The organism is Hyphomicrobium sp. NDB2Meth4, from assembly GCF_900117445.1.
Lineage (GTDB): Bacteria > Pseudomonadota > Alphaproteobacteria > Rhizobiales > Hyphomicrobiaceae > Hyphomicrobium_A.
Window position 1 is genome coordinate 506,177 of sequence record NZ_FPEJ01000005.1, and the last position, 13,382, is coordinate 519,558.

General features: G+C 63.0%; 14 protein-coding genes. 8 read left to right on the plus strand and 6 right to left on the minus strand.

Annotated elements, in window-relative coordinates:
* Nucleotides 1-105 precede the first annotated feature (105 nt).
* The 4 genes from NDB2M4_RS11400 (at nt 106) to NDB2M4_RS19805 (ending at nt 3,570) form a co-directional block, all read left to right on the plus strand.
* Entirely contained in the window at nt 106-759 is a 654-nt protein-coding gene (locus NDB2M4_RS11400) for a Crp/Fnr family transcriptional regulator (RefSeq protein WP_072374806.1), read from the plus strand.
* Between the two features lie 54 nt (nt 760-813).
* The gene (locus NDB2M4_RS11405) at nt 814-1,230 is read left to right on the plus strand and encodes a thioesterase family protein (RefSeq protein ID WP_072374809.1); all 417 of its coding nucleotides are present in this window, start codon (nt 814-816) and stop codon (nt 1,228-1,230) included.
* A gap of 144 nt (nt 1,231-1,374) precedes the next feature.
* Nucleotides 1,375-2,346: a polysaccharide deacetylase family protein gene (locus NDB2M4_RS11410; protein WP_072374811.1), complete on the plus strand. Its 972-nt coding sequence runs from the start codon at nt 1,375-1,377 to the stop codon at nt 2,344-2,346.
* Nucleotides 2,347-2,424: 78 nt separating this feature from the next.
* The gene (locus NDB2M4_RS19805; protein ID WP_083556179.1) at nt 2,425-3,570 is read left to right on the plus strand and encodes an EipA family protein; all 1,146 of its coding nucleotides are present in this window, start codon (nt 2,425-2,427) and stop codon (nt 3,568-3,570) included.
* 52 nt (nt 3,571-3,622) lie between these two features.
* Here NDB2M4_RS19805 and NDB2M4_RS11420 read toward each other — a convergent pair whose 3' ends face one another.
* The 3 genes from NDB2M4_RS11420 to NDB2M4_RS11430 all read right to left on the minus strand — a co-directional run bounded on the left by NDB2M4_RS11420 (nt 3,623) and on the right by NDB2M4_RS11430 (nt 7,884).
* Nucleotides 3,623-4,345: a L,D-transpeptidase gene (locus tag NDB2M4_RS11420; RefSeq protein WP_244536142.1), complete on the minus strand. Its 723-nt coding sequence runs from the start codon at nt 4,343-4,345 to the stop codon at nt 3,623-3,625.
* Nucleotides 4,346-4,570: 225 nt separating this feature from the next.
* On the minus strand, nt 4,571-6,268 hold the full coding sequence (locus NDB2M4_RS11425; protein ID WP_072375096.1) for a tetratricopeptide repeat protein: 1,698 nt from the start codon (nt 6,266-6,268) through the stop codon (nt 4,571-4,573).
* Nucleotides 6,269-6,357: 89 nt separating this feature from the next.
* Nucleotides 6,358-7,884 (minus strand): bifunctional ADP-dependent NAD(P)H-hydrate dehydratase/NAD(P)H-hydrate epimerase, encoded by a 1,527-nt coding sequence (locus NDB2M4_RS11430; RefSeq protein ID WP_072374817.1) that lies wholly within the window; start codon nt 7,882-7,884, stop codon nt 6,358-6,360.
* A gap of 223 nt (nt 7,885-8,107) precedes the next feature.
* Here NDB2M4_RS11430 and NDB2M4_RS11435 point away from each other — a divergent pair, with 223 nt between their 5' ends.
* Entirely contained in the window at nt 8,108-8,446 is a 339-nt protein-coding gene (locus NDB2M4_RS11435) for a P-II family nitrogen regulator (protein WP_072374820.1), read from the plus strand.
* A gap of 78 nt (nt 8,447-8,524) precedes the next feature.
* Complete coding sequence (gene glnA, locus NDB2M4_RS11440; RefSeq protein ID WP_072374822.1) at nt 8,525-9,934, plus strand: type I glutamate--ammonia ligase; 1,410 nt, start codon at nt 8,525-8,527, stop codon at nt 9,932-9,934.
* Between the two features lie 105 nt (nt 9,935-10,039).
* Here glnA and NDB2M4_RS11445 read toward each other — a convergent pair whose 3' ends face one another.
* Nucleotides 10,040-10,348, minus strand: a complete 309-nt coding sequence (locus tag NDB2M4_RS11445; RefSeq protein ID WP_072374824.1) for a hypothetical protein — start codon at nt 10,346-10,348, stop codon at nt 10,040-10,042.
* Between the two features lie 648 nt (nt 10,349-10,996).
* Between NDB2M4_RS11445 and NDB2M4_RS11450 the strand changes: the two genes are divergently transcribed.
* Together NDB2M4_RS11450 and NDB2M4_RS11455 are read left to right on the plus strand one after the other, a co-directional pair.
* Nucleotides 10,997-11,869, plus strand: a complete 873-nt coding sequence (locus NDB2M4_RS11450; protein WP_072374827.1) for a hypothetical protein — start codon at nt 10,997-10,999, stop codon at nt 11,867-11,869.
* Between the two features lie 69 nt (nt 11,870-11,938).
* A complete protein-coding gene (locus tag NDB2M4_RS11455; protein ID WP_072375098.1) occupies nt 11,939-12,736 on the plus strand; it encodes a DUF4846 domain-containing protein in 798 nt (265 codons plus the stop codon).
* An 8-nt stretch (nt 12,737-12,744) separates the two neighbouring features.
* Here NDB2M4_RS11455 and NDB2M4_RS19975 read toward each other — a convergent pair whose 3' ends face one another.
* Both NDB2M4_RS19975 and NDB2M4_RS11460 read right to left on the minus strand, forming a co-directional pair.
* A complete protein-coding gene (locus tag NDB2M4_RS19975) occupies nt 12,745-12,924 on the minus strand; it encodes a hypothetical protein (protein ID WP_139247211.1) in 180 nt (59 codons plus the stop codon).
* A 50-nt stretch (nt 12,925-12,974) separates the two neighbouring features.
* The gene (locus NDB2M4_RS11460; protein WP_072374830.1) at nt 12,975-13,280 is read right to left on the minus strand and encodes a hypothetical protein; all 306 of its coding nucleotides are present in this window, start codon (nt 13,278-13,280) and stop codon (nt 12,975-12,977) included.
* Nucleotides 13,281-13,382: the final 102 nt, after the last annotated feature.

The following is a 13,382-nucleotide window of genomic DNA, read 5'->3' on the forward strand; positions in this document are numbered from 1 at the left end:
GTCCAGAGCGGATTGCTTTTACTAGATAACAATTCACTTGATCGTTGCCATAATGCAACATATAGTCGCATCATTGTAAAAGCGTACCGAGCAGCTGCTACCGCCATGCTCACTATTGCAGATCATTCGATTTCTTCGAGCCGCGCCAGGTCAGCCGATAGCGACCACCGCGCGCTGACCAGCGGCGAGATCCTTTTCCGCGAAGGCGAGCCGCGCACCCACATCTATCGCGTCGAGAAGGGTGCAGTCTGCCTCTTCAAACACCGTCCCGACGGCACGCGTGACGTCATCGAATTTGCTTTTCCCGGTGACCTCGTCGGCCTGGGCTATGTCGATCATCATCTGTCCGGTGCGCAGGCGACCATGGACACGATGCTGACCTGTACGCCGCGCGCCATCGCCGAGCCGGAGCCCATCACTGCGCCTGTCGCCGTGAACGGCCTTTCGGCCGCCATCGAGCGCGAGGTCGCTTTCCTCAACGAAGCGCAGCGCCGCGCCACCATCGCCAAACCCTTGGGACGCATCGCAGCGCTGTTCGTGACGCTGTCGCGTTGCAACGCCTATGAGGGGCGTGACCCATCGGTTCTTACCGATTCCGTGAGTTGCGGCCTCGTCGCCGGCTACCTCAACATGAGCGTCGACGACTTAAGCCATTGGCTGTCCGAACTCGCCAGTCGCGGCCTCGTCGAGCCCTGCGACCGCGGTCTCCGTCTCAAGAATCTGCACGAGTTGGAGAGCCTCGCCGAAGCCGCGGACTAATCCGGCAGCGCGCGTTATAGTCGGCGCCCCACGCCGCCGAGGTCACCCCAATCCATGCCAACCGAAAGCGCTCCCGCCGATCCGCTTCAGCCCGGACGGACCGGCACAGCATCCGTCCTCGTGACGCCCGCACAGATGGCGCCCCACCTCGGGAGTGGCCGTGCACCGGTATTTGCCAGCCCGGCCATGATCGCCCTCATGGAAGCCGCCGCCGTCGACTGCGTTGAAGATGCCCTCGCACCCGGTCAGGAAACGCTGGGCATCCATCTCGACGTCCAGCACATCGCCGCCACACCGGAAGGCCTGAAGGTCACCGCCACCGCAGAGCTGATCGAACGCGACGGTCGCAAACTCGTGTTCAACGTCGAAGCTCGTGACGAACGCGAACTGGTCGGCCGCGGACGCCACACCCGCATCATCGTCGACAGCTCCCGCTTTCGCAGCAAGGTCGCCTCCAAGCGCCCGGCCTGAGTACAGGCGCCACAACACCCGACAAAAATTCGCATGTCACACGCCCTGCGCGTGCGGCAAATTCCTTGCGCCTGTCGCGCAAATCTCCGCACAATGTAGGGGAATCAAGCAATAAGCCTGTGAGGCAACCTCCGGGAGGTTCGGATGCGCGCTATTCTCACGAAGTCGTTGATCGCTGCTGCCCTCGTAAGCCCGTTTGCATTCCACATCGCCAGCGCGCAAGCGCAGCAGATGGGCCCGACGATTCCACCCCCGCCCTCCCAGCAGGCGGCCCAAGAGCCGGCACCGGCACCAGCGCCCGCTCAGTCCGCAGCGCAAGCCAGCGAATGCCCCGGCAACCCCAATCCGCTCGGCGTCTCTCGCGTAGTTGAGATCGACACCACCGGCGGCCCTGGTTTCGGCTTCCAGCACTACAAGATGTACGACTTCCTCAACCCGAAAGAGGTCGTGCTGACGTTCGATGACGGCCCGCTGCCCAACCGCACCACCGCCATTTTGAAAGCGCTCAACGCCGAGTGCACGCGCGCCATCTTCTTCTCGGTCGGTAAGGTCGCTGCCGGCTACCCCGACATCCTTCACGACGTTGCCAAATCCGGCAACACGATCGGCGCCCACACGATGGATCACAAGGATCTGTCGAAGATGACGATCGATCAGGCCAAGGACGAGATCGAGAAAACCTTCAGCGTTCTCCATCGCGCTGTCGGCGGACCCACGGCTCCGTTCTTCCGCTTCCCGTTCCTGCGCCATTCTCCCGAGACGCTGAAATACCTCGCCGACCGCAACGTGGCCGTGTTCTCGACCGACATCGACAGCTTCGACTTCAAAGGCACCAAGCCAGCCGCACTGGTTAAGCGGATCATGACCAACCTCGACAAGCGCGGCAAAGGCATCATCCTGATGCACGACATCCAGCCGCACACGGCGGCGGCCATGCCCGAGCTTCTGAAGCAGCTTAAGGCTGGCGGATACAAGGTCGTGCAAATGGTCCCGAAGGCTCCTATCCAGACCTTGCCCGAGTACGATGAGATGATTGCCAAGGACATGAAGGGCATGCCCACGGCACTCAGCGATCGCCCGATGACCTCGGTCGTAAAGACGATTGGCGGCCAATAATCGGCCACATACGTCTGATCGACCTGCGCGGGTCAACCTTCAATCGGGCGCATTTTGCAACCGGATAGAAGTGCCTCAATGCGTCGATCGATCTCGTCCGTTCTCCTTGCCGTGGCGATATTCGCCCTCGTTCAGCAGTCCGCCCACGCGGACTGCAAGCCCGAGGATTTTGCCGCTGCGGTCGACAAGTCCGGTGCCCAGCTGCGCGCCTTCAATGCCGAAGCCCTGCCGAAGCTGCAGGACAAGCTGAAGCAGCTGAAGGACAAGAAGGGCTGGAGCGACTCCGACTACGAAGACAAGGCCATGGCCACCGTGCGCGACGATCGCACGACCAAGCTCGACGCCGATGCCGAAGACCTGATCATCAAGATCGATCAACTCGGACGTCCTCCCGAGAATGGCCCGATCGACTGTGCCAAGCTCACTGAACTGGAGGCGGCCGGCCTCGAGCTGCTGGCCGTTATGAAGGCGAAGTCGACCTACACACTTTCCAAGCTCGACGCCGCCATCGGAGGCAAGCAGGTCGCCGCACGCTCTGCGAAGGAGCCGGCCCCCGTCGCTCCGGCACCAACGCCGGCGTCAAAGCCAGATGCGGTTCCGCCCAAGCCAGTTTCCAAGTCCGCCACCCAGAAATGGGCCACCGAGACCACGCCCCAACGCGCGGCGCCAGTCGAACCAGGCGTCACGACGCTGGAGCCGGGACCTTCCGTCGCCATTCTCGAGCCCCTGCCGCCCGATGAGCCGGGCTACACCATCGACGAGATCCGCGAGATTTCGCGCGGCTTCTTCGGCACTATTTCGACTGAGCTCGGCAGCGTTATTGAGTATGCCTTCTCCAGTGCCGGCCGTCCTGATGGCTACGTGCTCGGCACCGAAGGCGGAGGCGCCTTCCTCGCCGGCGTCCGTTACGGCAGTGGCACGTTGTATTTGCGCTCGGGCGGCAGCGGTAAGGTCTACTGGCACGGCCCATCCATCGGCACCGACCTTGGCGCCTCTGGCTCACGCACCATGTTTCTCATCTATCGGCTGCGCGAACCCGAAGGCATCTACCGCCAGTTCACCGGCATCGACGGCTCGGCCTATTTCATCGGCGGCGTCGGCATCACCTTCTTGAAGGGCGGCCCAGTGATCATGGCGCCGATACGCACCGGCCTCGGCTTCCGCATCGGCGCCAACATCGGCTACATCCGCTTCACGCCCAAGCAGACCTGGAACCCCTTCTAAAGCAACCGGGCGCCACTCGGGCGCCCGGCAAGTGCTTCGCTGGGATCGGCGATCACCAGGTGTTGTAGCTTCCGCCGTACTGCTTCTTCTTCGCCTTCTTCGGTGGCTGGCTGTAGCCGAACAACCCACCGAATGGCTGGAACGTCGGCTGCGGCTTGGCAACCCGGCGACGCGGACGCTCGGCCACGGCCGGCGAATACGGCGGCGTCCCGACGACAGTCACGCGCGTCATCTGAGCCCCGTGCTTCTGCACCAGATCATAGAAGACCTTGGCGTTCTTCGGGTGTGAGCGCACGCAGCCATGCGAAGCCGGCCGGCCGAGATTGCGCAGGTCGTTGGTGCCGTGCACAGCGACGCCCCGGTTGAAGAACACCGAATAGGGCATCGGCGAATTGTGATACTGTTTGGAGTAGTGCATGCGCGCCGTGTAGTGCGGCGTATAGGTTCCCGTCGGCGTTTTGTAGCCGCCACGCGCCGATGAAATCTTCCAGCGTGCGATCTCGCCGTTTTTGTCCGAGACCGTCATCGTCTGGGTTGTAAGGTCGATACGGGCGAACAGCGTCGGCTCAGGTGGCTCGAGCGCCGCTCCTTCTTCAGGCTCGCTGACCGCCGCTTCTTCAGCAGCAGGTAGAGCCACATCGATCACCTGAGAGCTCGAGTGCGCCGGGGCTGCTACCCCGGGGTTTGCTGCTGCCACGACCATCGGCGTTTCAGCCTTCGCAGACGCAAAGCCAAAAGCGGAAATCGCCATAAACAACGCAACAAACCAACGCATCGCTCTTTACTCTCTCCTCAAACGCTGCCCGAACACCGCACCAAGGTAATTGGTGAACGATGCAGAAAGCTTAATATCGACGCCAGTTTAGCTATGTAAGCCGCAACAGCTTGGCAACGCCCGAGCTTCCCATTGAGGCGGGTAAGGAGCAACCCGCCAAAGCCATGCCTCGTACAGCGCCGGCATTTCTCGCCGCGCGTGTAGCCGAACGGCAGCACTGTCGGTTCAATTGAAAAGGAACTGGAAAAGCGTCTTGGGCTTCGAACGGCGCCGCTCGCGACGCTCCCCCTGCGCCGAGGAATCGAGCTGGCCCCACGGCGCCCAGAAGCCCGATTCCGAGCTGGAATAACGACGGTTGTCCGTCCCGCGCGCGACGTTGGCCCTGAGGATGAATTCATCGGTTGCGCCATCGACGCTCGCAACGACGACCCGGTCGTCCTGCCAGGTCCAGCTCGCCACCTTTTTACCTTCACGATGCGGCTCGATGCCGACCACCGTGTTGTTGGAAAGATCGAGGATGGCGACTTGCTCGACCTCTTGAGGTCCCGTCGGCCCAGGTACCGCTCCAGCCGCGAAACGCAGCGTCGCTATCCCGCGCAGCGGCGGTTGCTTCAGCTCCCACTCCAGAAGCTGCGGTTGCCCGTCACCGGCCATTTCCAATGGAATGCGCAACCGGCGAAACTTATCGCTGACCGCGTAATAGCGCGTCCCCTGCTGCACCACCTTCCAGCTGTCGACGCCCGCACCGGCGACCTCGCGATCCTCGGTGCTACCCGTATCCGCGCCGAGCCGCTGCAGACCATCGGCGGCCATCTTCAGGCGAGGCTTTAGCGCCACCGCCCGCTTGTAGTCCGCGACGGCCTGATCGGTCCGCCCCTGCGCTTCCTCGATTTCGGCGCGTGCCCATAGAACCTCCGGCCCATCCGGATCGAGCTTCTCCGCCGTCTCGGCATCTTTGATACCGACGTCCGTCTGCCCGCTCTTCTTGTAGGCTACAGCGCGGTAGGCGAACGCAATGCCCGACCGCGGGTCGAGCTCGATTGCGCGGTTGAGGTCCGTGAAGGCTTCCTCGTAGTTCTGTGCGATGGCGTTCGCCAGTCCGCGCGCCGCCAATGCGCGCGCCGAGCGCGGATCGAGCGTCGTCGCTTGCGTGAAGTCTTTCAGTGCGGCGCCCGCATTGTCCGATGCGAGGTAAGCCTGCCCCCTGATCACGTAGAGCTCAGCATTATTGGCATCGAAGGCAATCGCCCGCGACAGGTCCTCGACCGCATCCTGCAACCGCATGGTGTCGAACTTGGCTTCACCGCGACTGCGATAGGCCGCCGCAAAGCGCGGATCCGCCGTCACCGCACGCGAAAAATCTCGGATGGCTGCATGCGGCCGGCCAACGGCGAGATGCACTCTCCCCCGCCCCGCCAGCGGCGCAGCCGATTGCGGCATCAGCCGCACGGCCGCAGTGTAGTCGCGGATCGCCAGATCGCTCTGCCCCAGCTTCGCGTAGGCGCCAGCACGGTTCGACAGCGCCGCCGCATACCCCGGTGCCAGCACGATTGCGCGATTGAAATCCTTGATGGCTTCTTCCGGATAGCCAAGCGCCAGCAGCAGGTTGCCGCGATTGTTGTAGATCGCCGCGTATTCCGGGAACAGTTGGGCCGCGCGGTTGAAATCGTCGATCGCCAGTTTCGTCTGTCCGAGCCGGGCATAGGCGACAGCACGGTCGGTGAGAATCGTGGCGCGCCGGTCATTCGGCAGAGAGGTGTCTTTTAGTGCCTCGGTGTAGCCGGCGACTGCCTGTCCAGCGTCGCCCCGCACCAGAGCGGTCGCGGCATCCTGGGCTTTGACAGCCGCGTCCCCCGCGGCCGCCAGCAGGCCGCCACTGAAAAGCGGCATCACGGCAATGGCGAGGACTGCCCGTCTAAGCATTCGCAACCCGTCGGCTTCGATCGAAGCGGCGTCCCTTTCCGCCGCGAATCCAGCATAGGCCATTAGATGCCGATTGTGGCACCCAATAGTTATACGACTGCCGGTCCCACAAGCGCCCGCAGAACCAATGGGATCATCTCCGGGATGTCCTCGGCAATGAGCCCAGGCCCGAACGCCCCGGCCGCTGCCCCGTGCAGCCACACCCCGGCACACGCCGCCTCGAACCCCGGCATGCCCTGGGCCAGCAACCCGGTGATGACGCCGCCGAGCACGTCCCCCGCCCCCGCCGTCGCCAGCCATGGCGGCGCATTCTCGTTGATCGCCGCGCGGCCGTCGGGGCTCGCGATGACCGTATCAGCCCCCTTCAGCACCAAGATAGCCCCCGAGCGAAGCGCCGCGGCGCGCGCCCGGTCTAGCTTTCCCTCGCCGCTTATATCGCCGAAAAGCCGATGAAACTCGCCCTCGTGCGGGGTCAGCACCACCGAGCGATCGGCAGACGCACCGATCACCTCGAACAGCGCCGATGCATCCTCGGCAAACGAGGTCAGCGCATCGGCATCGAGCACCGTCGCAGCGCCTGACGCCAGTACAGCATCGACCAACTGACGCGTTCCCGCGCAGACGCCCAGCGCCGGCCCCAGCAGGACTGCGTTCTTGCGCTTGTCGGCGAGGATGGCGGAAAGGCCAGCAGCACCCTCGAACTCCAGCAGCATGATCGCCGTGAGGTGCGCAGCATTGATGGCTACGGCATCCGGCGGGCTCGCCACCGTCACCAGTCCGGCGCCAGCGCGCAGCGCCCCACGAGCGCCCATACGCGCCGCACCCGTATGCGCGGCAGGGCCTGACACCACCAACGCATGGCCTCGGCTGTACTTATGGCCCTCGAGCTTCGGCCACGGATAGCTCGCGCACCACAGCCCTGGTGCATTTGCCCACGTCTTGGCATCGATCTCGGCAAGCACTGCGTCAGGCGTCCCGATGTCGCCGACGGCGACAGGGCCACACAGCGCGCGCCCCGGCATCAAAAGGTGGCCGGGCTTACGCCTGAAGAACGTAACCGTTCGGGTTGCCTCAACCACCGGCCCAAGCGCCTCGCCCGTGCTGCCGTTGAGACCGCTCGGGACATCGACCGCAACAACTGGGACGGCGCTATCGTTCAGCGCCACGATGATCTCCGCCGCGATGCCAGTGATCGGCCGTGCAAGCCCGGCACCGAACAGTGCATCGATCACCAGGTCGGCGCCCTTGATGAGGTCCGGCGAGAGCCGCTCAATCTCACCGCTCCAGCGCTGCGCCATGGTGGCCGCATCGCCCTTCAGAGCGCCAACCTCGCACAGCAGACCAAGCCGCACATCGGCACCCCCCTCCTGCAGGTAGCGCGCAGCGACGAACCCGTCTCCGCCGTTGTTACCCGGCCCGCACAGAACAACCACCCGGCGCCCTGAGCCGAGTGCCGCCCGGGCTTCCCGCGCCACGAAGCGCCCGGCGTTGTCCATCAGCGTGAGGCTGGGCACGCCGGCTGCAACCGCAAGCTGATCCGCTCGCCCCATTTGCGCGTTTGTAAGCAGGACCAGGTCGTCGGAAGTGCCAATTAATTTAGCGAATTGCTTGTCCATCAGACGCCTGCCGATTGCGTGTGCTATCTTTATATGCAATCTGCCCAACTTCTAGGCAGACACTTTGCGGCTTAAACAGCCATGCCGCTCTCAGCGACAAATAAGATGCTGTATTTGCAGGACCTTATTTGCGCCCAAGAACTGGCATGCGCCATGCTAGCTACTCGCCGTTCGCGCAAGCCGCCCTTGCAGGAACCACATAAATTCGGAAGGCCAAGGGGTCATGAAGAAGATCGAAGCCATCATCAAGCCATTCAAACTGGACGAAGTGAAAGAAGCCCTTCAGGAAATAGGCTTGCAAGGCATCACCGTGCTCGAGGCAAAAGGCTTCGGTCGCCAGAAAGGACACACCGAACTCTATCGCGGCGCCGAGTACGTCGTCGATTTCCTCCCCAAAGTTAAGATCGAAGTCGTTCTCCCTGATGAGATGCTGGACAAGGCAGTCGAAGCCATCCAGAAGGCGGCCAAGACTGGTCGCATCGGCGATGGCAAGATATTCATATCCGCGATCGATAACGCCATCCGGATCCGCACCGGCGAAACCGGTTCCGACGCGATCTGAAGCATCTGAGGGGGCCGCGATCCGGCCCCTTTTTCCCGCAAGAAGAATGCCGCTCAGGCTTACACAATGGGGAGTCTCATGAAGAGCGCCAGCGATGTCCTCAAGCTTTTGAAGGACAAGGACGTCAAGTTCGTCGATTTCCGCTTCACCGATACCAAGGGCAAGATGCAGCACGTGACCGCGCATTCGAGCACGGTCACCGAAGACGTGTTCACCGATGGCTACGCCTTCGACGGCTCATCCATCGCCGGTTGGAAGGGCATCGAAGCCTCCGACATGCTGCTGATGCCGGACCCTTCCTCGGTCCACTTTGATCCCTTCTTCGCTCAGTCGACCGTCGCCATTTTCTGCGACGTCCTCGAGCCTTCCACCGGCCAGTTCTACGAGCGCGACCCGCGCGGCATCGCCAAGAAGGCCGAGGCCTACCTGAAGTCCACCGGCATCGGCGACACCATCTTCGTCGGCCCCGAAGCCGAGTTCTTCATCTTCGACGACGTCCGCTTCTCGACCGAGCCTTACAACACCGGCTTCCGCGTCGACTCCACCGAGCTGCCGACGAACTCGAACACCGAATACGAGATGGGCAACCTCGCCCACCGTCCGCGCGTCAAGGGCGGCTACTTCCCCGTTCCTCCGATCGACAGCTGCCAGGACATTCGCTCGGAGATGATCTCCGTGATGGCCGAGATGGGCGTCGTCGTCGAAAAGCACCACCACGAGGTGGCCGCCGCTCAGCATGAGCTCGGCATCAAGTTCGGCCCGATGGTTTCGATGGCCGACCACATGCAGATCTACAAGTACGTCACGCACATGGTCTCTCAGGCCTATGGCAAGACGGCTACGTTCATGCCCAAGCCAGTCTTCGGCGACAACGGCTCTGGCATGCACGTGCATCAGTCGATCTGGAAGGACGGCAACCCGACCTTCGCCGGCAACAAGTACGCCGACCTGTCGGAGACCGCGCTGAGCTACATCGCCGGCATCCTGAAGCATGCCAAGGCGCTCAACGCCTTCACCAACCCGACGACGAACTCCTATAAGCGTCTCGTCCCGGGCTATGAAGCTCCGGTGCTGCTCGCCTACTCAGCGCGCAACCGCTCTGCCTCGTGCCGCATCCCGCACGTGTCGAGCCCCAAGGCCAAGCGCTTCGAGGTTCGCTTCCCCGATCCGGCGGCAAATCCTTATCTCGCCTTCACCGCCATGCTCATGGCCGGCATCGACGGCATCGTGAACAAGCTCCATCCGGGCGACCCGATGGATAAGAACCTCTATGACCTGCCGCCTGCCGAACTCGCCAGCATCCCCACCGTTTCGGGCTCGCTGCGCGAGGCTCTCGACAGCCTCGACAAGGACCGCGCGTTCCTCAAGGCCGGCGGCGTCATGACCGACGACATGATCGATGCCTACATCGAGCTGAAGATGGCCGAGAACATGCGCTACGAGATGACCCCGCATCCGGTCGAGTACGACATGTACTACTCTGTCTAACCGGCGCACGACGGTTGACGAGAAAAGGCCCGGGCATCGCTCGGGCCTTTTTGATTCTGCGATACGGCATGATGCGGCGCGCTAGATGCCCCGCAGCGCGGGACGTCAGAAATAGAACAGAATGGCGAGGAACACGCCGGCCCAGCTGATCAGCCAAAGGCGCTTGGCTTGGCTCGCTGTCCAGGTCCCAGCTTTGCGCGCCGTTTCGACCCACGAGATCCGCGCGAACAGCGCGATGCACAGCCCGATGCCGAGCCCCGCGATCACGGAGCGATAGTCGAGCGCCGGGGCCGCTATATCGAAGCCCTCTAGAACTGCCGAGCCCGCACCATTACCCGACGGCGCCACCAGAACGACGGCGGCGATCATCAAGCCGAGAGCGAGCATCGAGAAGAAATTGAGGACGGTGCGCATGGCCGCATCGAGAATGGACGACGACGAACGGAAGCTAAGGGGTCTGCTTTCAATATTGTGTTAACCCTGGTCACATCGATCGCGCCGCGCGGGCATAGATGTCGCGCACACCGCGCCCTCCGTTGACAGAAACATCTTCCGGGCGCACGGTTGTATGACCTCTTCCGCAACCAGGGAGGTCTATGAAAATGTTTCCGCCGGACTACGCAGGGCCGCTGGGTTGACGATTTCGCGAGATCGCCTCCGCAACGGCTAGCCGACAATCCGTATATCAGCGGGTGCTGGTTCCGCGCCCCGAAGCGCTTCGGGCAACGTCAGATCGGCTACCCGCAGAACCAAATCGATTGGCATCAGATCGCTTCCGAGGACGCATAGCGCCAGAGCTTCGCCTCGAACAACGCGATCCCAAAGAAGCCCGAGCGGTCGCCCGTTCGGGCTTTATGCTTATGTGGCGCATATACAGCCCGCCAAGAACAGCCGTTCAGAACCTGAGAATATTTGTAGAAAATTCACTATGTGCGTGTCAGTTTTTGATCAGTCTTTCAATGAGCTGCACACCCTGGCTCAAGCAGCGTTCAAAGCTTGGTCCGTGTGCGGCAAGCGGCAAGCCTGCCGCAGCATTTGCGCCCTGAATTTGGAGTAAGCGCCATGCGCGCTGCGTCTTCACATTTCGAGAGCTTCGACCCGACGGAAAGCTTCCTCGGGGTGCTCGATCAGTTCGCCGCCGTGCGCAGCTATTCGAGCGCGCCAGCGGTCGGCGGATTTCGACTGCTCTCTCCCAAATCGACAATCGCTCACAGAGCAAAGCGCGCGCTGGCACCGACCCCCGCGGCCATTGCCGCCCTCGCACGCGCCCGCATGCGCCTCACGGGCTTTTTGTCCGTCCTTTTCGTCGGCGGACTTGGCCTCGCCGTTCTCGCTGGTCCCGCTACGTGCTCATGCACGATCGGCGCGATGACAGCACAAGCCACCTCACTCACCCGGCTCGGCTACATCGAGAACGCACACTTCATTGCCGCGCGCGAGCAACTCGCGCCGGAGACGGCAGTCCCCACCCTGTCGCTCGCCAAAGCTATCGACAGCCCCGAGACAACAAAGGGTGTTTCCCCGATCACCACTTCGGCGCTGCTGCCCGCCGCGGAGGTGACCAGCACCCGCAGCGACAGCCAGACGCCGCCGTCTAGCAACGCCGCGCTACCTGCACATATTGAATCTCTCGCCGACGCCGGCCCCACCGTCAAGCTGGCCGCCCTCTCTGAGAGCGACCTACCCGAGATCTCACCCAACGCTCCCAAGACCAGCGTTGCCGCGCGCGAGCAAGACGCAGACGCCTCCGATGAAGACCGACCGCGCAAGCACCATAAGCGCGCCATCCGCGCCTACCGAACGCCCGTAGCTGCGCGCCCGGCCACGCGTTCGAAGTCATCGGGCGACGCCATGACCGTGAAGCGTGCGCCGAAGTGGGCTCAGCAGATGTACGTCACGCCCTGGCAAATGCAGGCGTTCTCTTACACGCGCTGAGCAATGCTCGGCATGCCTCGGTCACGGGGTGGCCATCGCCGCGTCACACGCAGCGCGCACGATCGCAGCATGCGATATGCGTTTATCATCGTTCTTGCGTCAGCCTGCGTCCTGGCCAGCGCTTCGTCCGCGCAGGTAGCCCCCGACCGCAGTTACAGCTGGCCCTCCGCAACGGCCGCGGTGCAAGCGCAGACTCTCGAACAGCGTATCCCGCCGCCACAAGGTTTCACACGCGTCCCCGTAGCCCCCGGAAGCTGGGGCGCCTGGCTGCGCGGTCTGCCAATGAAGCCGCAAGGTGCGCCCGTGCTCACTTTCACCGGCACGCCGAAATGGCGCCAGGACGTGCACGTCGCTGTGGTCGACATCGATGTCGGCAAGCGCGATCTGCAGCAGTGCGCCGACGCGATCATGCGCCTGCGCGGCGAATGGCTGTTTGCGGCCGGCCTACTACGCGACATCGCCTTCAACGACACTGACGGCAAGCGGCTGCGCTTCTCGGCACGGCGTGACCAGAGCTATGCGTCGTTTCGCAAGTACATGGACTACGTGTTTGCCTATGCCGGCACTTATTCGCTCGAACGCGAGCTGAAGCCAGTCGCGCTCGCCGACATCTCGATTGGCGACGTGTTCATCAAAGGCGGCTTTCCCGGCCACGCAGTGCTCGTTGCCGACATAGTCGAGAACGCGGCAACCGGCGAGAAGCGCTTTCTGCTCCTGCAAAGCTACATGCCCGCGCAGGACATGCACGTTTTGCGCAATCCTACCTCGGCCGAACGCTCCCCCTGGTACGCGGCGAGCTTCGACGGCGATCTCGTCACCCCAGAATGGACTTTCCCGTCGCGCGCCCTGCGGCGTTGGCCCGACTGAGAGCTGCCTCAGCGAATTACGGCCAGCGATACGAATGTAGCCACGACGAATGTTGCGAGGCCCGCTACCGCCTTGAGAGCGGCGTCAGGATCTGCGTGCGTCATCATCAGAGACAACGCATACCCGAGCCCCGCAAGTCCCACGGTCATCACCAAAAGTCCGACAAGCATTCCGACAGTCCCGCGCATGACGTGATCTCCCTATTGCTCTTGTTGGTCGGCTCAGATGTCGTCCCGCTCTACTGCGCGGGAGCCGGCGGCGGCGCCTCCTCGGGCTTCGAAGTCCGGTACTGCTCCCAGTCGTGGTTCTTGATGTAGCCCTCGACCGCGTGCGGACCATCCGGTTGCATGTGCGTATAGACGATCACGCCGACCGCAAGTCCGATCGCCAGCAGCACACCGAGAATCGAACGCAGCACCACAGTGCCGCGCCCGCTGGCTGCCGCCCACGCAGGACTGATCAGCCCCACCAGCAGATAGATGATCGCCAGGCCGAAAATGATGGTCGCGATGAGGTGCGTGTTCTGAATGAGACTGTCGTACATCGCGCCCGTCCCCGTTGCCCGAGGCTTTATCTGCAGCGTGCACTGATGACACCTGCCCGTGCGCGCATGATGACGCCGGATCCGGCCCGGTCAACGGCTATC